Source organism: Paracoccus sp. DMF (genome assembly GCF_004407025.1).
In the GTDB taxonomy this organism is placed as follows: Bacteria; Pseudomonadota; Alphaproteobacteria; order Rhodobacterales; family Rhodobacteraceae; genus Paracoccus; species Paracoccus aminovorans_B.
The window spans coordinates 77,573-97,065 of record NZ_SOKV02000003.1 but is presented as its reverse complement, the minus strand read 5'-3'; the positions used below and the strand labels follow the sequence as shown (position 1 = coordinate 97,065).

At 70.5% G+C, this 19,493-nt stretch carries 16 protein-coding genes; all 16 read right to left on the bottom strand.

Features of this window, described 5'->3' with window-relative positions:
- Nucleotides 1-2 precede the first annotated feature (2 nt).
- The 16 genes from E3D03_RS02705 to E3D03_RS02630 are packed head-to-tail and all read right to left on the bottom strand — an operon-like array spanning nucleotide 3 to nucleotide 19,486.
- Nucleotides 3-2,270, bottom strand: a complete 2,268-nt coding sequence (locus E3D03_RS02705; RefSeq protein ID WP_263565696.1) for a hypothetical protein — start codon at nucleotides 2,268-2,270, stop codon at nucleotides 3-5.
- 4 nt (nucleotides 2,271-2,274) lie between these two features.
- Nucleotides 2,275-3,450: a hypothetical protein gene (locus E3D03_RS02700; protein WP_263565695.1), complete on the bottom strand. Its 1,176-nt coding sequence runs from the start codon at nucleotides 3,448-3,450 to the stop codon at nucleotides 2,275-2,277.
- Nucleotides 3,451-3,454: 4 nt separating this feature from the next.
- A complete protein-coding gene (locus E3D03_RS02695) occupies nucleotides 3,455-4,768 on the bottom strand; it encodes a hypothetical protein (RefSeq protein WP_263565694.1) in 1,314 nt (437 codons plus the stop codon).
- A complete protein-coding gene (locus E3D03_RS02690) occupies nucleotides 4,752-7,472 on the bottom strand; it encodes a phage tail protein (RefSeq protein ID WP_263565693.1) in 2,721 nt (906 codons plus the stop codon). The genes E3D03_RS02695 and E3D03_RS02690 overlap by 17 nt, the downstream gene beginning before the upstream one ends.
- Nucleotides 7,469-9,745, bottom strand: a complete 2,277-nt coding sequence (locus tag E3D03_RS02685; RefSeq protein WP_263565692.1) for a putative baseplate assembly protein — start codon at nucleotides 9,743-9,745, stop codon at nucleotides 7,469-7,471. Before E3D03_RS02685 ends, E3D03_RS02690 begins: the two co-directional genes overlap by 4 nt.
- Before the next feature lie 3 nt (nucleotides 9,746-9,748).
- Nucleotides 9,749-10,168: a GPW/gp25 family protein gene (locus tag E3D03_RS02680; protein ID WP_263565691.1), complete on the bottom strand. Its 420-nt coding sequence runs from the start codon at nucleotides 10,166-10,168 to the stop codon at nucleotides 9,749-9,751.
- A 2-nt stretch (nucleotides 10,169-10,170) separates the two neighbouring features.
- Nucleotides 10,171-10,560, bottom strand: coding sequence for a DUF4150 domain-containing protein (locus tag E3D03_RS02675; RefSeq protein WP_018000948.1), 390 nt, complete (start codon nucleotides 10,558-10,560; stop codon nucleotides 10,171-10,173).
- 1 nt (nucleotide 10,561) lies between these two features.
- On the bottom strand, nucleotides 10,562-11,458 hold the full coding sequence (locus E3D03_RS02670; protein ID WP_263565690.1) for a DUF2169 domain-containing protein: 897 nt from the start codon (nucleotides 11,456-11,458) through the stop codon (nucleotides 10,562-10,564).
- 12 nt (nucleotides 11,459-11,470) lie between these two features.
- Nucleotides 11,471-12,025: a phage baseplate assembly protein V gene (locus tag E3D03_RS02665; protein ID WP_263565689.1), complete on the bottom strand. Its 555-nt coding sequence runs from the start codon at nucleotides 12,023-12,025 to the stop codon at nucleotides 11,471-11,473.
- Nucleotides 12,022-13,293: a hypothetical protein gene (locus tag E3D03_RS02660; RefSeq protein ID WP_263565688.1), complete on the bottom strand. Its 1,272-nt coding sequence runs from the start codon at nucleotides 13,291-13,293 to the stop codon at nucleotides 12,022-12,024. Before E3D03_RS02660 ends, E3D03_RS02665 begins: the two co-directional genes overlap by 4 nt.
- Before the next feature lie 3 nt (nucleotides 13,294-13,296).
- Nucleotides 13,297-13,485, bottom strand: coding sequence for a hypothetical protein (locus E3D03_RS02655; protein WP_018000952.1), 189 nt, complete (start codon nucleotides 13,483-13,485; stop codon nucleotides 13,297-13,299).
- Between the two features lie 10 nt (nucleotides 13,486-13,495).
- Nucleotides 13,496-14,122, bottom strand: a complete 627-nt coding sequence (locus E3D03_RS02650) for a hypothetical protein (protein ID WP_263565687.1) — start codon at nucleotides 14,120-14,122, stop codon at nucleotides 13,496-13,498.
- A 9-nt stretch (nucleotides 14,123-14,131) separates the two neighbouring features.
- A complete protein-coding gene (locus E3D03_RS02645) occupies nucleotides 14,132-14,827 on the bottom strand; it encodes a phage tail protein (protein ID WP_263565686.1) in 696 nt (231 codons plus the stop codon).
- Complete coding sequence (locus tag E3D03_RS02640; RefSeq protein WP_263565685.1) at nucleotides 14,827-16,188, bottom strand: phage tail sheath subtilisin-like domain-containing protein; 1,362 nt, start codon at nucleotides 16,186-16,188, stop codon at nucleotides 14,827-14,829. The genes E3D03_RS02645 and E3D03_RS02640 overlap by 1 nt, the downstream gene beginning before the upstream one ends.
- An 11-nt stretch (nucleotides 16,189-16,199) precedes the next feature.
- Nucleotides 16,200-16,652: a phage tail protein gene (locus E3D03_RS02635; protein ID WP_018000956.1), complete on the bottom strand. Its 453-nt coding sequence runs from the start codon at nucleotides 16,650-16,652 to the stop codon at nucleotides 16,200-16,202.
- Between the two features lie 23 nt (nucleotides 16,653-16,675).
- Nucleotides 16,676-19,486, bottom strand: coding sequence for a phage tail sheath subtilisin-like domain-containing protein (locus E3D03_RS02630; RefSeq protein WP_263565684.1), 2,811 nt, complete (start codon nucleotides 19,484-19,486; stop codon nucleotides 16,676-16,678).
- Nucleotides 19,487-19,493 lie beyond the last annotated feature (7 nt).

Sequence of the window (19,493 nt, the reverse complement as noted above, 5' to 3'; positions counted from 1 at the left end):
GCCTAGCGCCGGTCGGCGACCCTGCCGGCGATCTCCCTGATCGCCGCGGTGCTGACGCCGCGCCCGCGCAGGTGTTCGTTCAACGCCCTGCGGACGGCCGAGGTGGTCGCGGCTTCGCGCAGGTCGGCGCGGGTGAAGGGTTCGTCGTCGGCACGCTCGCCCGCAACGGCCGTCACGGCATCGCCCACCGCCTCGAGCGTGCGCAGCGCGACCGTATAGACCAGGCCCACGGCCTTGTCGGCGGCGGCCGCGTCCTCGGGGCTTTCGTCCTCGATGAATTCGGCCCGGACCCGCTCGGCCAGCGCCTCGGGATCGCGGCCGAGAAGGTCGTCCACCGTGGCGACCTGGGCCCGGCCAAGCGCGGCGAGCGTGGCGTCGAACAGCGCGGCATCGCCCAGCGGCTTCAGCTCGGCCAGCGGCAACCTGGTCCGGATCTCGCGCATCATGTCGATGGCCGGCGCCCGGGCCATGATCCGCGTCGCATCCAGCCGCGCCTCGAGATGGCGGGTGATCTGCGCCGAGAAGGCTGGCGCGGGCGCGGGGGGCGCCGGGGCGGCGTCCGGGGGCTGGAACCTGTCCATGACGCCGCCGGGCGCCAGCAGGGATTTCAGGGAAAGCACCTCTCCACCGCCGATGCGCAGTTCGTTGCCGGTCCAGAGCGCCGCCTGGATCGCCTTCATCTGGACCGGATCAAGCGGGCTGTCCGGGGTCCGCGCCACGCAGCAGATCCAGCCGGCCAGCCGCGTCGCCATGACGTCCAGCGGCGCGATGCCGAAAAGCCCGGTCCAATGCGTCAGCAGCGGCCCGGTCAGGACATGGCGGCGGCAGCTCCATTCGTCGAAGCACAGGATGCGGCCCTTGCGCGAAAGGGTGACGCGGCCAAGATGGATGCCGTGGTGATCGTCGCAGCAGCGCGGGCCGCGATAGCTGAACGCGCGGCACCATTCCTCGAAGAGCTGGCGCAGACAGCGTTCGGCCTGCGCGGCCTTGGGATCGGTAACGTCGATCCGCCACAGGATGCGCCAGGCAAGCCAGGACACCAGCGCGGGGATGGCGGCGCGGGTGCGGTCCGGCTCGTCGGGCGGGTCGTTGCAGGGCGCGGTCCCGGTCAACCCGCGGAACCAGCCCCAGACCGCGGCCAGAAGCAGCGTGCGCGTCGCGCAAGCCGGATCAAGCCCGAAGGCCCAGTCCCGCATCAGCGTGCCGCAATCGGCGACCCGCACCGGCCCGCGGACGGCCTCGACCCGCGCCGAGACGGCGATCGCGGTCCCGCCGGTCGCCGCGATATGGTAGTCGAGCGTGTAGGATGCACCCCCGGCGAGCGGCGCCAGATCGACGGTCAGGCGGCGGTCCATGCGGCCGTTCTGCGCCAGGTCGCTTTCGGAGAGCGTCAGCTCCATCAGCGTCTCGATCCGCGTTTCCACGCCGGCCTCGTCGCGGACCTTGAAGAAACCATAGCCCAGGGGCGGGGTCAGCGTGATGTCGATGCTGCGCGCGGCGGCGTTCTGGAAGGTGATGTCGGTCGAGCGTTCGGCGATGCTCGCGACCCTTTCGCGCCGGTTTTCCAGCGCATTGCCGCCGGCGTCGCGCAACCGGACCTCCATCATCACCGAGGGCGGTCCCCAGCCCGCGAATTCCGCTTCCGCGGGCGCCGCCTGTCCGGCGGCGGCGAGCATCTGGCGCAGCTTGCCGATCCGGGCGCAGAAGCGCTCGATGGCGCCGGGCTCGGACGGGCAGGGCGGCGGTACCAGGCGCAGCCGCACCGTCTCGCGCATGGCGCCATGGCGGCAGCCGCCGGGCAGCGTCGCGCAGGGGTCCTCGAACACCCGGCGGGAATCCTCGGGGCATTCGACATATTCCAGCATCAGGCAGGCCTCGATCGGCCCGTCGGGGCGCTCGCAAGGGTCCTCGCAGGGGCCGGTGCCGGCCTTGAGGATCGCGCGGAACTCCTCGCTGCAAATATCGACAAGCTCGCGCTCGCTGACGGTTGCCGGGCATTCGACGACCAGATCGTCGCCGCAGCAGCTGAGCCCGTAGCCCGGGCAGAGGGTGAAGGCCCGGGCATTGGCGTCCCAATGCACCGACAGGCCCCAGACCACGCCGCTGCCCAGGGCGCGGTTGGTCAGCCGGCGCTTCATCTGCCAGTATGACTGCTCGCGCTTCATGTCGCGTTCGGACAGCACCATGCCGTCATAGAATTCGGTCCGCCTCAGCCCGCCCGGAAGCGCACCGGGAACGCAGGGGGTGAAGATATGCTTGGTTCCGGTCATGATCTCATTCCCCTACGGCAAAGTTGCAGTGGCAGGACTCGACGGGCCGGGGCGGGCAGCAGGGCTCGCAGGGCTCGGGCGGCGGGCAGATCGCGTCCGGCAGGCAGGCGAGGAACGAACAGAGGAAATCCTCGAGGCATTCGCGCAGGTCGATGTCCTGGCCTTCCTCGCGGTTGCAAAGCTCGTCGCCGACGCAGCGCAGGAAGTCGCAGAACGAGCCCTTGAGGCAATCGCGGATGCGCCAGCGCGTCTCGCATGAGATGGTCAGGATGCCGACGCAGCGCCCGTCGTCGTCATAGCGCGCGGGCGGGAAGGCGCGGGCGCCATGGCCGCCGCAGCCGCAGGGCGATGGGCCGCCGCAGCCGCAACCGCAGCCCTGGTGCCGTGACGCGGGCGCGGCGCGGGACTGCGGGGCGGCGCTGGTCTTGGACAAGGTCCGGTTTGCCGACAGCGGGCTGGACGCCGAAAGCATGCGCGTTTCGGCCGGCACGATCGAGCCCGGATCGCGCGACGAGGCCAGCATCGCCAGTTGGGGCGGATTGAGACTGCGCTGACGCATGGCGTATCTCCTGATGTCCGAGGCGGTCTGCGGGGCCGCGATATATTCGTATTCGCCGGGGGCCTTGGCGACGAAGGCGACCGTCTGGCTGGCGGGGATCGTGACAACGGGAACAGGCTCGGGCGCCGGCGGCTCCTGCGAGGCCTCCCACCGCCGCCAGACCGCCGCGGCCGCCGCGGCCAGCGCCAGGAAATGCACCATATGCGGCGGCTGCATGACGCCGTCGGCGTTATAGGCGCGATAGACCGGCGCGCCGTCATAGACCGGATGGGTGATCGAACTGATCTCGAGCGATTCAAGAACGCCCTTGGTGAAGGCCTGACGCAGGACGCCGGCCTCGCCGCGGGAAAACCCCAGCTTCTCGAGCCCCTGGCCGTCGCTGTCGCGGTCCTGTTCCGCCTTGCGCGTGGTGCCGGAATAAAGCTCCAGCAGCGGGATGCTGCCGCGCAACCCGACCAGCGCGGCCCTGCCGCCCAGCGATGCGCCCGCCAGCGCCACCCTGCCCAGGGTCTTCAGCATGTCCAGGCCGGCATCCATCCGGGCCTCGGCCTTCTGCCGCTCGGCTGCGGCGGCGGGATCGGGTGCGCCGCCCTGGTTGCGGATATGTCCTGTCTCGGCCATGGCGTCACCCTCCCAACGGATGCATGGTCAGCGCGTCGCCTGGGTTTTCCTGCCGAAGGCAGAAGCGCCAGGACAGGTGGCGCGGGCGCAGCCGCCGCAACAGCGCATCGGCCACCGGATCGGCGTCTTCGCGGGCAAAGAGCTGGTAGCGGCCGCCCGCGGCCAGGAAGCCGCTGGCAACGGCGATGTAGATCGCCGGACCGTCGAGATGCGCCTCGCCCAGGATCTTCTCGGAATAGCTCGCCTTGACCGCCTCGCCCGCCGGATGCAGCCAGCCGTCCCCGGTCAGCTGGCGCAGGCCGAAGCTGGCCTCGTCGTCTAGGGTCTTGGCGTCGATCCGGCCGCTGAGATGCAGGGCGAATTGATGGCGCTGCGCGTCGAGCTTGCGAAAACTGATCGCGGTGATCTCGGGCCCGCCCATGTCGGGATCGACCTCGGCGATGAGGCCGGCCAGAAGATACTGGATCACCTCGGTCGACAGCAGCACCTGCGAGGCGCAGCCATAGTCGATATCGTCGATGGCGACGACCTCCTCGGGCTGGTCCGCCTTGACGGTGACGTGGAAGCAGCCGAGGTTCAGCCATTCCGCGTCGCCGCCGGGACAGCGCTCGCGGATCGGCGGGGCCAGCGCGGCCAGCAGGCCGGTCGCGCCGCCGGTCGTGCCGACGGCCGCGTCGATCACCTCGGCGGCGGGGAAAAGCCGGTGCCGGGCCAGCGTCTTCGCCTCGTCGGCGAAGATCAGGCGCAGCTCGAATTCCTCCGTCATGCGGCCGAATTCGGCTTGCTGCCCGCAGGGATCGGCGCTGCCGCAAGACCCCGAGCCGCCGCAGCCGCAGCCGCAATCGTCATGGCCGCCGCAGGGATCGGGCGGCACCGGTTCCGGGGCGCCGCCGCATTCGGCATGGCGCATGACGACGCACAGCCCGACCCGGTTCGTCTCGTCCGGCTTGCAGGGATTGCCGTCCTGGTCGCGGAACGTATAGGCCTGCTGCCGGAACCAGGCCGCGACATCGACGCATTGGTCGAAGCCGACCAGGATCTCGCGCCCGCAGGCGTCGATGGCCGCGCCCCGGCCGATGCGCAGGATCGTGCCTTCGGGCGCCAGCACCGACAGCCGCAGCCCGCAGAGGATGCCGGCCCCGTGCAGCCTGGCGTTGTGAAAGCGCATCTTGCCGGCGTGGTATCGCTGCTCGTCGACATAATCGGCAAGCCGCATCTCCTTGCCGTGGAAATAGTTCACCCGGAAGAAGCCGGCGGGAAGGTCGCAATGCCCCTCGCCGCAGTCCTGCGTCCGGTTCAGGTCACGCCACTTGGACATCTGCGCCTCCTTGCGGTCGGTATTCGGTCACGCGCCCGCCGCCCAGCCTGCCGCTCAGCCGGAAGCCGCCGCCGGCAAGTTTGCCGGGCTGCGGACGGTCGCCGGGCGGCGCGTCGGGGTCGCAGGTGCAGGGTCTGGTCCGGCCGGGGCCGGGAATGACGATGGCGCCGACGGTCGCGCCCATGCCGATGCACGCGGCGCGGTCGCCGCCGGTCTTCAGGGTGTATTCGGTATGCGCGGGCTTCATCTCGTCGATGATCTTGCGCACCGCCGACAGCTCGGTCCGGCGGTCCGCGCGTCCGGGCAGCGTGACGCTGACCGAAAAGCGATGCGCCAGCGGCGCGGCTGCGACCACGCCCAGGGGCGCCACCCCCAGCGCGCCGCGTGCGCCCAGCTGGATCGGCTCGGGCGGGCGGTTGCGGAACGCCTCGACGATGCCGACGGCGTTGCCGGTATAGATCTCGAGATAGCGGCGCAGCGCGGCCGGCGTGCCGCGTCCAGCCTGAAGGCTCGCGCCCTCGATGACCAGCCGGCGGCGGCGTTCGATGGGCCAGGAGGGGTCGAAGGCCAGGTCGAGCCAGCCCGCGACAAAGGCCAGCCAGTCGGCATCGGCGGCGCGCGGGTTCAGCAGGCGCGAGAGGCTTTCGAAACCGGCCTCGGCCTCGGTGAACTGGTCCTCGAAGAGCGACAGGAACCGCTCCAGGAAATTGCCGCCGGGCGGTTCGGCCTGCGCGTCGCGTTGGGCGAAAAGTGGCGGCAGCCAGGCCAGCAGGCTGTAGCGCGGCGCGCTGATGCGCAGCGCGCGGATCACCGGCGTGGCGGTCGCCACGGTCGGCGGACCGACGCGGCCCGGTGGCGGCAATCCGCGGCCGGTCATCCGCAGGCGCAGCCACAGGTAGCGGCCGCGGTCCGTCGCCGCCGGTTCGGGGAAAAGCGCGTTGGTCCAGTTCGCCGCGGTCACGTTGCCCTCCAGCGGCCCGGACAGGAACAGCGTGCCGGTCGCGGCATCGGCCCAGGCGGCGGCCACGGTCGTCGCGCCCTCGTCCGAGATGACCGAGACCGTCGCGCCCGGCGGCACCGGCCCGTCGAGGGGCAGGGCTTCGCGCAGGATCAGCCGGCCAGGCGTGGCTGCGAGGCTAACGGTCGCCGTCGAAAAATCGCCGGCAACGGGTGCGGTCAGGGTGACCTGCACAGCCTCGTCCAGCGGTTCGACCAGTTCGATCCGGGCCCGGGCCTTGCCGTCCCGTGCCTCGATGACATCGCCGGCGCCGAGGATGGCGGCCAGTTCGGGCGGCAGCGCCAGCGTGCCGGGCTTGCCGTCGGTGCGCGACGGCAGCAGGGCGGGCGCTGCGCCGAGGAAGGACAGGTCGAGCGGGCCGTAGGGCAGGGCAAGGCCGTCCTGCTCGATCAGCGCCAGCGACGGCGGCGCGGCGAGCAGGGCGGCGTCGCCCCACGCGGCCGCCGTCCAGGTGGCGGCGGCGACGGCGGCGATCTCGGCCGTGGCCTCGCCGCCGGCCGGGGTCGTCAGGCGCAGCCTGTCGCCGGCGCGCAGCCGGGCCGCCGCGGCGCGCGGCAGGGTCAGCGTGGCGGCATTCACCGGCCCGCTGCCCGCAAGGCTGGCGATCACCGGCAGGTCGCGGACCATGCGCCCCAGCCGCCAGAGCGACCACAGCGCCCGGTCCGAGAGCACCAGCCGGTCCAGCGCCTTGCCGCGCGCATCGGCCAGCGCGCGCGGCATCGGGATCGGCCGTTCGGGCGCCCAGGCGCGCAGGGGCGCCTCGGGTTCGTTCGCGGCGAAGGTCTGGACCTCGATCGTCGTGCCGGGGGGCGTGTCGGCGTCGATCTCGATCCGGTGCCAGGCAAGGTCGTAGATGCCGCCGTCGATCGGCCCCAGGATCAGCTCCGCCTCGGCCATGTTCCGGCGCGGCGTGGGGGACCAGCCGGCGGGCAAGGCAGCCTCGTCGAACCAGCCGAGCGCCTGCAGCGGCGCGCCGTCGCGGCGCATGTGCCAGAGCATCGGGCGCAGCGGATCGAAGACGGCCAGCGTGCCGTCGGCCAGCACCGTGACCGCCAGCGGCCGCGGCGGCGGCTCGGCCGGCCAGGGCGTGTTCGTGGTCGGGCCCAGCGTCGCGAGCGCCAGCGCTCCGCAGGGCTGGAAGCGCCGGGAAAACACGTGGATCATCCTTGTGCCGGCGTCCGAGACATAAATGCTGCCGTCCGCTGCGATGGCGGCAAGGGTCGGCAGCCGCAGCCCCGCGTCGAGGATCGCGATGACCGCGCCCGATGCCGGGTCGATGACCTGCACCCGCGCATTGCCGGGGTCGGCGACATAGAGCCGCCCGCGCGCGTCGAAGGCAAGGCCGGCCGGGGTGCGGAAACGGCCGGATGCGGTGCCCTCGCCGCCAAACCCGGGGGGCAGGCTGAAGTCATCGTCGCAGGGTCCCTTGCGCAGAACCCGCCCGCTCGCCGGGTCCGAGCGGTAGAGGAACCCGTCCGGTCCCGCGACCGGCGCAAGCGGCAACCAGTCGGCGGCGAGTTCCGGCCGCGCCAGCGGCGCCAGTGCCAGACCGCCGCGGGCAGGATCCCAGGCCGCGCCCTGGCCCGCGGCCGCGGCCCAGTCCTGCGGATAGCGCAGCATGGCCCAGAAGCTGCCGTTCGGGTCAAGGCCGGGGCGCAGCCGGCGGGCAAGGGGGGATCCGGTCATGGCGCCCCCACCACGGTGACAAGCAGCCCGTCGGGATCGACGAAGACGCATTCGTCGGGCATCAGCATGATGCGGTCGGTGTCGGTCTCGACCTCGGGGCGCGGGCAATTGGTGATCCGCACCTTCTGGCGCCGCTCGGCCCGCCAGGACAGGGCCCGCGCCGCGCCCGTGGGCGTGTTGCCGTCGGCATAGCCGTCCAGCCCCTCGACCCGGGCGATGCCCGGCACCGCCATCACCTCGGCCACCAGGTCGGCGTGATGCAGCCGCGCCCCGAAGGGAAAGCCGCTGCCGTCCGGCCCGCCGGTCAGGACGTGAAAACGCCTGCGCAGCCGGTCCATCACGGCTTCGCGCAGCACCGTTTCGGAATAGCCCGGCAGGGCCAGCACGGTGATCGCCATGTCGAAAAGCCGGACATATTGCGGCCCGCTCACATGCAGCTCGGTGGTGATCAGGCGCAGCCCGTCGAGATGGGCGGCGATGGCGGCAAGCTCGCCCTCGGTCGGCATCGGATAGGGGCCGGGCCGGTCGGGGACGGCGATCACGGTCAGGGCGCCGGGCGTCTCGGTCTCGAAGTCGATGCCCGAGGCGGCCAGCCCGTCGATCAGATGGCCAAGCGGATAGGGCAGGTGGCGCGCGACGACCTCGGCCCGGGCGACATCGACGCCGGGCGATTCCAGCGCCGCCTCGCGGAAGTCGGCGGCGGTGACGGCGCGGCCGCGGCGGCGGAAGGCGGCGGGGGCGCGGCGCTTGGCCTCCTCGACGGTCTCGGCGGCATGGCCGCCGCGCGCGGGCGTGACGTTGAAGGCGCCGTCAAGCGCGGGTGGCAGGGCGTCGGGACGCGCCACCGCGCCGGTGTCGACATTGCCCTCCGGCCCGCCGCCGTAGCGATAGCGCTCCGCCGCCATCACCTCGGTCGCGAAGGGCGGCCGCCCGGCCTGGCCGTCGCCGTAAAGCACCAGCCCGGCCTCGGCATCCAGCACATAGACCGGGTCGTTCGGCCCGGCCGCGTCGAAATCGGACACCCGCCGCCAGGGCAGGTATTCCGGCGAGCGGTTCGGGTCGCGGCTGACCAGCCGCAGGCTGTCCGCGTCGAGGTTCTGGTTCGCCAGCGTCATCACCTGCGCCGAAAGCCCGGTGCCGCGGCCCAGCCGCTCGCCGATGACGGTCTGCAGGTTCGTCGCCGTCATGGTGTTGAAGCCCAGCGCGCGGATGCGGACCTTGGGCGGCAGCGCGAAGGTGACGCGGATCCAGCCGCTGACCGGCACCTCGGCCGGCGTGCCGGCGACCGGGGTCTTGATCTGGTCGACCAGCGGGTGCGGCATGTCGGCTTCGACATCGGCCCAGGCATCGGCCGGGACCGGGCCGATCCGTTCCGGCACGTCGAAGCGGATCGTGCCCGAGCGGGTCCAGCCGTCGGTGTCGTCCGAGAGGATGGTCAGCGGCTGCCAGCTTCCCGCCGTCTCGCCGATCGCCGGCGGGCGGTAATAGTCATAGCGCGCCAGCGGCGGCCCAGCGGAAAATGCATTGGCGATGGTCAGGGGGGTGCCGCCCGCCTTGACCTGCGAATCCGGGTCGGGCTCTTCATCGCCGTCCAGTTGCAGATGCAGGCTGGCCCGCGCGCCCAGGAAACCGGCCGAGCGGATCTGGTTGAAGGCGAGGCCCAGGCAAAGCGCGCGATGCGTCTCTTCCTCGGGCCTGAGGAACAGGCCCACCGGTTGCAGCGGCATGTCCTTCGGCTTGGGCTTCTTGCCGTCCCAGGCCAGCGAGAAACGCTCGTCGACATAGGCCACCGGGTCGGCGTTCTGGGCGCTGGGGCCGTCCTCGCCGGGGCCGTTGATGTCCAGAAGCTCGTCGCGCACCGTCACCAGCGCGGCCAGCTGCGCCGGCAGCACGTCGAGGTCACGGTCGGTCTCGAACACCGGGGCCGCGCCGCCCGGGCCCTTGCCGTTGATCCGGCTGCCGGCCGGAACCAGCACGCCCTGCGCCTCGCCGGGCTTGGCGAGCGTGAAGGCGATGCGGGTCCGGGCGGCCCGCGCCGGGGCCAGGGTCACGCCGACCAGCTTCAGGAACTCGACATAGGTCTTTTCCGGCACCCGGTTCAGGCGATAGCCCAGCTGTTCGGCGAGATGCGCGAACAGCTGGATCATGGCGATGCCGGGGTCCGAGGCGTTGTGGTCGGTCCATTCCGGCGCGACGATGGGGATGCGCTCGCGCAGCATCGGCTCGACACTGGCGAAGGTCAGGTCCGCGACGATGGGAGGGGTCAGCGGCATGGCTCAATCCGCCTCGGTCAGGTAGAAGGGATAGACGAGGTTGAAGAAGGCGTTCGAGCGCCGCACGACATAGTCGATCTCGATCCGCATCAGGTTCGGCTCGTCCTCGGCGGCGAGCGCCGTCACGCGCTCGACGGTGATGCGCGGCTCCTGGTCGATCAGCGCGCTGCGCACCGCCTCTTCGACCCGGCCGTGGGTGACGGCGCTGTTCGGGGCGAACAGGAACCGACGCAACCCGGCGCCGAAGCCGGGCAGCATGACCCGCTCGCCCGGATTGGTGCGCAGGATGATCTCGATGGCCTGTTCGACGTCCTCCTCGTAGCGGGCATAGCCAAGGCGGCCACCCTCCGGGCGGACGGGGAAGGCCCAGCCTACGCCCAGATGCGGGCGGGGTCCGATCAGCCGGGGGTCAGCCAGTGCCATGCTCAGCCCCCCACCAGGACCGTGGGCAGGCCGCCGAGCACGACCCCCACGGCATTGCCGTCGTTCTGCCTGGTCTGGTCGAACATGCGCACGACCTCGGACCCCTCGGCCTTCACCGTGGCCGAATAGGAGACGAACTCGACCTTTTTCCCGACCGTCCCGGAGGTGACCCCGGCCTGGCCGGCGGCATCGCCGGTGGTCGAGGCGATCGTGTCGGCCTTGCGCACCACATTGCTGCCGCCCGCCTTGACCTTTGCGGTCCCGCCGGCATCGCTGAGCTGGCCGATGGAGGGATAGGGGATCGGCACCGTCGCCGGGCCGACCTGCGTCTGGCAGACATTCGGAAAGGCGAAGCAGATGCCGCCCTTGGTGGTGGTGATCGGCCGGCCCATGTCAGCTTACCTCCAGCGTCGCGGTCTCGTAGCGCGCGTCCCAGGGGAAGGTCGCGCGCCAGAGGATCAGGAATTCCTGCGCGCCGCGGTCCATGACGACGGTATCGGCACGCGGCGACAGCAGCAGCGGCGGGTCAAGGGCCGCGCCATCCTGCGTGACCGCCAGCACCGGCGCGGCGGGGATCGTGACGACGGTCACGACGTCGGGTCCGGCCGGGGTGGTGTCGGTGAAGCGCAGCCGGTCGCCGGGCGCAAAACCCTGCTGGCCGGTCAGCGGGCGGCCGTTCAGGAAGGCATTGTCATAGCCGGCGGGCAACTTGAACTGGTCCGCCTTGAATTTGTTCAACTGCCAGGGGTCGTTCGTGGCCGCATCGCCCGCCAGCGCCAGGCGCGGCGGCGTGCCGCGCGACAGCCAGCCGAAGTTCAGCGCCGCGGCCGGGCCGAACCCGGCGCCGCGGTCGATCTCGACCGTGCCGAAGGGGGCGGCGACCAGCACGGCGTCGATCTCGGCCGCCAGCGCGTCGCTCCAGGGCGGCGGCGGCAGGGGCGCGAGGCCGGGGTCGTTCACCACCGCGGCAATCGCGGTGATCGCATCGACCACCACCACGTCGGGGTCGGGCTTCCAGACCGGAATGTCGGCCTCATAGCGGAACGGCCCGGCGGCCGGTGCGCCGTCATAGGGCTGGTCCTCGGTCGCCACCTCGCCCGGGTCCAGCGCGGCGCCGGCGAAGGACAGCCTTGCGCGCGCGACGAAGGCGCCGACCTCCTGAAAGGTGGTCGCATCATCCGTCGGATCGGCCGGATCGCCCGGGACATGCGCGACCTTCTGTCCGACCGGCGCGCGGAAGCCGCGCAGGAACAGATGCGGAAGCGCAGAGTCGGCGGCCTCAATGATCATGCGTCGCGTCCTTCAGTTGAGGTTGATGACCGCGCCCTTCACGGTCACGCCCGAGGTGTCGATGACGATGCTGTTGGCGTCGTCCAGCTTGATGGTCAGGCTTTTCGCGGCGTCATCCAGCAGGATCTGGATGCCGCCCTTGGTCTTCAGCAGCACCTTGCCCGCGTTCTCGGTGTCGTCGAAGGTCAGCTCGTGCCCGCCGCGCGAGACGATGGTGCGGGTGTTGTTCGACGATGCGGTGTCGGCCTCCGGCGGCGGCGGATCCTGCGAGGACCAGAGCGCGCCAAGGATGACCGGATAGTCCTCGTCATTGTCGACAAAGCCGACGACGACCTCGTCGCCCTTCTCGAAGGGGAAATAGGCGCCGCGCTCTTTCCCGGCCATGAAGCTGGCGGCGCGGGCCGGCGCGCTTTTCGAGCGGACGTTGCCGCTGAGCCATTTCAGGATATAGCCCTTGTCGGTGATGTCCTCGACCTCGGCCAGGCGGATGCCGCGGATCTGGCCGGTCCGCATCGCGGCGTGGTCGTGCACCGCCGAAAAGATGCTGTGTCGTCCGCCGATGGTCATTGCGAACCTCCCTGATAGCCGGCCGGATCCAGCATCCCGGGCCGGCGCAGCGATGTCTTGGTGATGTAGCCGGCGGCATTCAGCGTGTGGACGGTCTGGGTGACATACCAGATGCCGTCGAATGGCGCGTAAAGCCCTTTCAGATCGACGTGGATGCCGGGCCGGATCGTGGTCAGGCCCAGGGTCGAAAGCTCGGCCGTGAGGAAGCCGCGGATGCCCTTGCGCATGGCCGCCGCCGCCGCCAGCCGCGCGCGCTCGCTGTCGAGGTTCTCGACCTTGATGCTGATCGGATTGACCGCGGGCCGGGCGTTGAAGAAATCGTTGCGCGCCTTGACCGCGTCCATGGGCGCGCCGCCATCGGGCGAGCTATGCAGGTCGTTCACGGCCAGCGCGCGGTCGGCGTCATAGGACACCGTTTCGTCGATGGCGCCGCGGTCGCGCGGCACATTGCCCGAGGCCGTCGCCTGCGTCGGGATGTCCCAGACGCTGAAGGCGGGCTTGAAGTCGATCAGGTCGCGGCCCCAGAGCAGCGTCACCACGGTGCCGAGCGTGGCCGAGCGGGCGGGCGCGAAATGGAATGCGACCGGGCGCTCGACCGCGCCGGTCTGCCTGATCGGCGTGTCGTCGTTGAAGGTGACGAAGGCTTCGAAATCCATCCGCTCGGCCAGTTCCGCGATGAACTGCAGCCGGGTCTTGTCGGTCGGCCGGGTCAGCGAGATGGTTTCCGAAAAGGGCGACTCCGGCAGGGGCGCCATCTTCAGGTCGGGGGCGCCGTCGCCGACCTCGCTCTGGACGATGAAGGTCTCGTGATCCTCCATGTAGATCATCGGTTCCTGCGGCTTGACCTTCAGGAGACTCGAGAAATCCTCGCCCTTCAGCGTGACCTGGGCGCCGGCGGCCGAGGGGAAGTTGAAGTCCACGCCGGTGATGCGCGCCAGGATCATCGGCGTCCATGGTTCCTGCCCATAGCGGTAGTCGACCCGAAAGACCTTGCCGAACGAGACCTCCTTCAGCGCGTTATAGCGCCAGGACGGGGCGGCCGGGCGGTTCGGGTTGGCCTTGTCGTTGCGCTGGTTGTTCAGCACGATATCGGCGACCGCCGTGCCCGATGCGGGCAGCGTCACCACCGAACTGACGATGTCGGGCGAGATCGGGTTGCCGTCCACGGTCAAGGGCTCGCCCTTGTCGGTGACGATGCGGACCTGCGGCGCGTGCAGCGCGGTTCCGGGCAGCTTGCCGTCCAGGGCGCGGGGGAAATCGCCGTCCATGCCTCAGCCCCCCATGATCCGGCGCAGGGTGTCGTATTCCTCGACCAGCAGATCGGTGATGAGCGGCCGCAGGATCTCGCGCAGCCGGGCGATGTCGTCGGCGCCGCCATGCTGGCCGGGCGGCGTCGCGGTGATCACCATCGGCTCGAAGGTGATCTCGGTCACCATGTTCTCGACGGTCGTCTGGGCCATCGCATCCTCCCTAAAGCGCCGGAATCGCCAGCGTGGTGCCGGGGGCCAAGAGCCGCGGCCGGTCGTCGCCGTTGGCGCTGGCGATCAGCTGCCACAGCGAGGCGTCGCCATATTCCTCGGCCGCGATCAGGTCGTAGCGGTCGCCCTGCCGCGTGACCCGGGTCTTGCTGCGGTCCGGCGACTGCTTGTTGATCCGCTTGTATTGCGCGTTCGCATCCTCATAGGCCTTGAGCTTGATCGTCACGCGGGCGCGCAGGATCTGGCCCTCGCTGTCGAAGATGCTGAATTTTTCCTTGAACTCGACCATCACCCCGGTGAACGCGGTCTCCTTGCCCCAGGCGAAGGTGCAGACCGGCGGCGCATGCAGGTCGCTGTCGATGGCGACGTATTTGCGCAGCTTGTCGAGATCGTCCTTCAGCGACTCGCCCGAGTTGGTGCGGTCGAGGAACAGCTCGGTTTCCAGCGTCTTCGACTCGCCGCGCACGAATTGCAGCAGCGGGATCTGCAGGCCGGGGACCGAGATCTCGGGATAGAGGATGTTCGTCGTGACGGTCAGCTCGCTGGGGTTGAACAGGACGGGCACGCCCTTGTCCCCGGCGATCGAGGCGTTGACGATGGTTGCCATGACCAGTCCCATCGCCGCCCCCTACAAGCCGCCCACGGCGGCCGCGGCACCCGCCGCCCCGCCCGCCAGCACCGCGCCGCCGGCGAGGCCGACCAGCCCGGACAGCACCGAATTCAGGTCGGCGACGCCGGGGATCAGCGACAGCGACAGCCGCTCGATCTTTTCGGCATGCAGTTCGGCCGTCTCGATGGCGACGGCGCCCGGTCCGCGCCCGTCCGTCGCGTCCAGCGCCGGGCCGCTGAGCTTGGCCGGCAGCGCGTTGTGGAAGGTCCAGCCCGCGACCGGGAAGAACATGCCGGGCACGCTGCCGCCGACGCCCGGAATCTCGAACAGCTTGCGGGTGTCCATCAGAATGATGGTGCCGCTCTTGCGGGTCTTGCGCTTGCCGGTGATGACCTGGTGGTGCCAGTCCCACAGATCGGTGTTGAAGGTCACGCCGCGCTTCATCACGATCCTGGAATAGGTCGCGCGGTCGAAGAAGCGCAGCTCGGTGTCGTTCTGGCCGCCCTGGTTATAGGAGGCGACCGTGTTGACGGCCTCCAGCCCCTCGATCGACTTGAAGCCGCCGGCCACGAATTGCGTCGCCGCCGACAGTACCGCGGAACCCACGCTGCTGAGCACGCCGCCGACCCCGCCGCCATTGGAATCCGGCGTGTCCCACATGGTCACCATGAAGTTGATCTTCAGGACCGGCTGGAAAAGCGGGAAATCGACCATCAGGCGGCCTCCGCGCGTTCGATGACGCCGCCGTCGCGGCCGATGCGGAATTCGATGAACTCGGCCGGCTGGGCCAGGGCGACGCCGATGGTGCATTCGACATGGCCCTCGGGGCTTTCCTCGACCGAGTTGACCTGGACGAAGAAGCCTTCCTCGGGCAGGGCGCCCTTCAGCGCGCCCGAGGCGAAGACGCGCAGCAGGTAATCGACCATCAGCTGGTGCATGCGGATCCGCAAGAGCGGGGTGTTCGGCTCGAACACCATGGGCTGGCCGATGACCTCGCAGCTGCGCGCGATGGCCGACAGGCAACGGCGGGCATTGACGAAGGACAGCGGATCGGCGGCATCCTGCGGCCCCTGCCACAGCAGCGTCCGCGCGCCCCAGACCAGCGTGCCCTGTCCCGCGAAGCCGCGCAGCAGGTTGATGCCCGCATCATAGGCGCGCGCGTTCTCGCGGTCGCCGATGCGGGTTTCCAGCCCGACGACGCCGGTCAGCACCCGGTTCGCCGGCGCGACATGCGCGCCCTCGGCCACGTCGGTCGCGGCAAAGACCCCGGCGACGGCGCCGACGGGAGAGCGCAACTCCTCGGGCGCGCCCGGGCTGTCCTGCACCCGCAGCCACGGCCAGTAAAGCGCGCCCAGGTCCGAGCCGCCGCCGGCGCGGGTCAGACTTTCGCGCCAGTCGACGGCGCGGGCGAGCGTCAGGCCGGCGGGCGGTGCGAAAAGGGCGAACCAGCGCCAGCGCTCGCGTTCCAGCCGCGCCAGGACATATTGCTGCGCCCAGAGCATGTCTTCCTCGGGGATGGCGCGGCCATAGCCGGTGGCGGTGACGGCGCGATGCGCCGCGGGCACACCCGATGGCGCGCGGCAGTCGCAGCGGCGAAAACAGGGATCGCCCTGGCTGCCTGGCGGCTCATAGCGGTCGTCCTCGACCAGGATCTCGGCATCGAGGTCGGGCAGCGCCACCAGCGCGACCTCGGGCTGGCGCAGCAGAAGCTCCAGCCCGTGCCAGGTCGCAAGGTTGTCGATCCCCAGCATCCGGTTCAGAAGCTGCTGCGGCGCCAGCGCATCGACCGCGGGCGCGACGTTCACGATCCACAGCCGCCGGCCGCCATTGGCGAAGTAGTCGCGCACCGCCTTGTCCAGCGTCGCGCCGGCCGGGGGCGGGACGGCCTCGCCGCGTTCGTCGGTGCGGAACTGCGCGACATAGCCCTGCCAGTCGTCCACGGCCACCGCCTCGCCGACATGGCGCGGCCCGGCGATGCCGACGAAGCCGGCGATGTCGGTGCGCACCCGCGGGAACCCTTCGGCCCGCGCGCGGGGGCGGCTGTAGACACCGGGGATCTGGTAGGACTGCGCCATCGCCCATGCCCTCACGAGATGTCCAGGCGGTCGTGCACGATGTCGATCTGCTCGACGGCGAATTCGTTGCCCTTGGCGCTGAGCGTCGGGCCGGTGATCTTGGTCGGCCAGGCATTGGTCAGGGTCCAGGTCATCGCCGGCGCGTTCCGGTCGTGCTTTTCGTTCAAGAGCTTCACCACGACCGTCTTGGTCGGCGGGAAGGTGGTGCCGCCGTCGCGGGCCTCCTTGCGCCAGTTCCACAGATAGAGGCTGCCGGTGATGCCGCGCTTGAAGATCACCGGCGAATATTTCTCGGTGCCCGCCAGCTGGCGCATCGCCGAAGTCGGGTCCGAGCCCTCGCGGTATTCGATCGGCACCGTCTCGCTGTCGAGGCCGCTGATTTCCGAGAAGCCGACGACTTCCTCGTTGTCGATCTCGACGATGAAGTTGAAGTTCGAATAGGGATTCGGCCTGGGCGTTGCCATGGTTCAATCTCCGGTTGCTGGGCCTAGCTGGTCGATGCGGTGAACTGGCCGATCTTGAAGATGACGAACTCGGCCGGGGCGACGGGGGCGAGGCCGATCTCGCAGACCAGCCGGCCGTTATCGATGTCGTCCTGCGACATGGTCGAGCGGTCGCAGGTCACGAAGAACCCTTCCTCGGGCGTCGTTCCCATCAGCGCGCCGGATTTCCAGACGCCGATCAGGAACGAGGTGATGGATTGCGTCACCCGTTCCCACAGCGCCTCGGAATTCGGCTCGAACACCACCCATTGCGTGCCGAGGTCGATGGAATGCTCGACATAGATGAACAGCCTGCGGATGTTCAGGTATTTCCATTCCTGGTCCGAGCTGATGGTGCGCGCGCCCCACATGCGGATCCCGCGCGGCGTCAGGTCGCGCACCAGATTGACGCCGACCGGGTTCAGCACCTCCTGCTCGGCCGCGGTCAGCGGCAGCGCGACATCGACGATGTTGCGCACCACCTCGTTCGCGGGGGCCTTGTGCACGCCGACCGCGTTGTCGGTGCGGGCATAGATGCCCATCGCATAGCCCGAGGGCGGAAAGCTCTCGATCCGGCCGTTCGCGGTGTTCAGCGCGCGCAGCCAAGGCGCGTAATAAGCCGCATATTTGCTGTCGTAATTGTTGCGATGCGCCTGGATCGAGACCACGTCCGCCGCGTCGACCGGCGCGTCCAGCACCGCGACTCGGTATTTCAGCCGCTCGCAATGGCTGATCAGCGCGGCCTGCACGGTCTCGACCGTGACGCCGGGGACGGCGACCATCGAGATGTCGTCGCGTTCCGCCAGCGCCTCGATGCCGGTGCGGCGGGCGGGACCCAGATCCTCGCCGATCAGCGACAGGTCGGTGATCGCGGCGCCATTGTCGCCGTTTTGCAGCGGCTTCGGGAAGCCGTCGGCGGTGGCGGGCGCGTCCGCGAAATCGGTGCCGGCGCCGGCGACCGGGGTTGCGACCTCGATCAGCTTCGAGCCCACCTCGGGGTCGTTCAGCCGGTCGGCGAAATACTTCAGCCCGGCATCGGTCGCGGTGTCGTTGTTCCAGGTCAGCCCCTCGAAGGTCTCGGCCAGCACCGGCGTGCCGGATTCGGCATCGGCCTGCCAGACGATGACGTCGATCTCGTGCACGCGCAGGAACAGGTTGCGCTGCGCCGGGTCGGGGTTCAGGTCCAGGGGCGCGGGCAGGTTCAGCGGTGCCGCCAGCGTGACGGTGCGCGCGCCGCTGTCGATCGCCGCGACCGTCGCCTCGATCTTGGCCGTGCCGGTGTCCAGTTCGACCTTGGCGCCGGTATAGAAGCTGGCGGTCGAGGCGACGGACAGCGTATCAGCGCCGTTCGCGGCGGCCTGCAGCGCCTCGAACGTCGCCCAGTTCGTCGCATCGACGCCGCCCGCCGGGAAATTCCCCGCCGCTTCGCTGAGCCAGAGCGCGCTATGCGTGGGATCGACCAGCACGACCTCGGCATTGGCGAAGCCGCCGGCATTCTGCACGGCGATGGTCTCGAAGCCGCCGGCGCGGTTCGGCGCGGCCAGGCCCGAGACGTCGTTGACATAGATGCGGCTGAACAGGCCCGCGCCCGGCGCAGTGGCGACCAGGCGCGTCGGCGTGGCGGCCGGGGCCGCGGCGGCCAGCGCGGTGCCCACGGTGACATGGGCGCCCGGCGCGATGTCCTGCGCGGTCCTGACCTGCGCCAGCGTCACGTCGGTCGCATTGCCGCCCGAGGTGACGCGGATCTCATCCCCGGCCTGCAGCATCATGGCCAGGTCGTGCGGGATCGCCGTCGGGCCATAGGGGCCGGCGCCGCCCGTCATGTCGATGGCGAAGGCCGCGGGGGCCGCGCCCAGGGGCAGCGCCGTCCCGAGCGCGTTGCCGCCGCGCGCGATCAGCTCGACCGTGGCGCCGCCGGCGGAATGATCCAGCCCGGCCGCGCCGCCGCTGGTCGCGAATGCGACATCGCCGTCGGCGATGGCCGTCACCGTCAGCGCCTCGGCCCCGACGGTGATCTGGTCGCCGGTCCGCAGGTTCTGCATCGCGGCCGGGGTGAAGCTCAGCGTGGTGTCACCGGCATTGGCATCGGCGGCCAGCGGGATCGCCGCGTCGACGCGGCGCCCGCCCGAGGCGGTCAGCGCCACCGGCGCCTTGTCGCGGGGCCGGAACTCGACCGACAGCCGGTTGCCGTCATTGCCGCGATGGCGGGCGCGGATCACCGGGCCGGCATCCGCGACCGGTGCGGCGCCCAGGATCTCGATCCGGGTGTTCTCGGGCTCGAAGACGATGCCGGCGGCGACGGGATTGGCCAGCACCACCGAATTGTCGAGCGGGCTGATCGAGACGACGGGCGAGGCCAGCCGCTCGGTAAAGGCGCCGGTCGCGTTGGGCCGGGTAAAGACCCGCAGCACGCTGCCCGGTGCGACCTGGCGCAGCGTGTTCAGGCGCAGCGTGTCGGTCGGGCCGCGGACGGTGACGCCGTGCGCCAGCCGAAGGACCGTGCCCTGATCCATGGTCCGCTCGGCCGCTGCGGCGCCGGGGCCGAGGGCGCGGACGACATAGCAGCGGCTGCCGCCGTTCTCGAAGAAGGCCTTCACCGCATGGCCGAGATAGTCGCCCAGCCCGGCGGGCGCGGTGATCGGGTCGCCGAACAGCCGGCGGAACTGGCCATAGCTGCCGACGAAGGTCGGCTTGCCTTCCGGGCCGCTGCGGGTGGCGCCGACGAATCCGGCGGTCGAGGTGCTGACCCCCTGGATCGGCTTGCCGCGGAACGAGGTCTCCTGGATGAAGACGCCGGGGCGGAGATATTCGGGCATCGTCTCG

Coding starts and splice junctions, on each gene's coding strand:
- E3D03_RS02680 (WP_263565691.1), bottom strand. CDS start 10,168: ATGGCACTGGCTGACCCCCGGCTGATCGGACCCCGCCCGCATCTGGGC.
- E3D03_RS02675 (WP_018000948.1), bottom strand. CDS start 10,560: ATGGGCCGGCCGATCACCACCACCAAGGGCGGCATCTGCTTCGCCTTT.
- E3D03_RS02650 (WP_263565687.1), bottom strand. CDS start 14,122: ATGGGACTGGTCATGGCAACCATCGTCAACGCCTCGATCGCCGGGGAC.
- E3D03_RS02700 (WP_263565695.1), bottom strand. CDS start 3,450: ATGGCCGAGACAGGACATATCCGCAACCAGGGCGGCGCACCCGATCCC.
- E3D03_RS02660 (WP_263565688.1), bottom strand. CDS start 13,293: ATGGACGGCGATTTCCCCCGCGCCCTGGACGGCAAGCTGCCCGGAACC.
- E3D03_RS02635 (WP_018000956.1), bottom strand. CDS start 16,652: ATGGCAACGCCCAGGCCGAATCCCTATTCGAACTTCAACTTCATCGTC.
- E3D03_RS02630 (WP_263565684.1), bottom strand. CDS start 19,486: ATGCCCGAATATCTCCGCCCCGGCGTCTTCATCCAGGAGACCTCGTTC.
- E3D03_RS02655 (WP_018000952.1), bottom strand. CDS start 13,485: ATGGCCCAGACGACCGTCGAGAACATGGTGACCGAGATCACCTTCGAG.
- E3D03_RS02690 (WP_263565693.1), bottom strand. CDS start 7,472: ATGACCGGATCCCCCCTTGCCCGCCGGCTGCGCCCCGGCCTTGACCCG.
- E3D03_RS02670 (WP_263565690.1), bottom strand. CDS start 11,458: ATGATCATTGAGGCCGCCGACTCTGCGCTTCCGCATCTGTTCCTGCGC.
- E3D03_RS02640 (WP_263565685.1), bottom strand. CDS start 16,188: ATGGCGCAGTCCTACCAGATCCCCGGTGTCTACAGCCGCCCCCGCGCG.
- E3D03_RS02665 (WP_263565689.1), bottom strand. CDS start 12,025: ATGACCATCGGCGGACGACACAGCATCTTTTCGGCGGTGCACGACCAC.
- E3D03_RS02695 (WP_263565694.1), bottom strand. CDS start 4,768: ATGTCCAAGTGGCGTGACCTGAACCGGACGCAGGACTGCGGCGAGGGG.
- E3D03_RS02685 (WP_263565692.1), bottom strand. CDS start 9,745: ATGCCGCTGACCCCTCCCATCGTCGCGGACCTGACCTTCGCCAGTGTC.
- E3D03_RS02705 (WP_263565696.1), bottom strand. CDS start 2,270: ATGACCGGAACCAAGCATATCTTCACCCCCTGCGTTCCCGGTGCGCTT.
- E3D03_RS02645 (WP_263565686.1), bottom strand. CDS start 14,827: ATGGTCGATTTCCCGCTTTTCCAGCCGGTCCTGAAGATCAACTTCATG.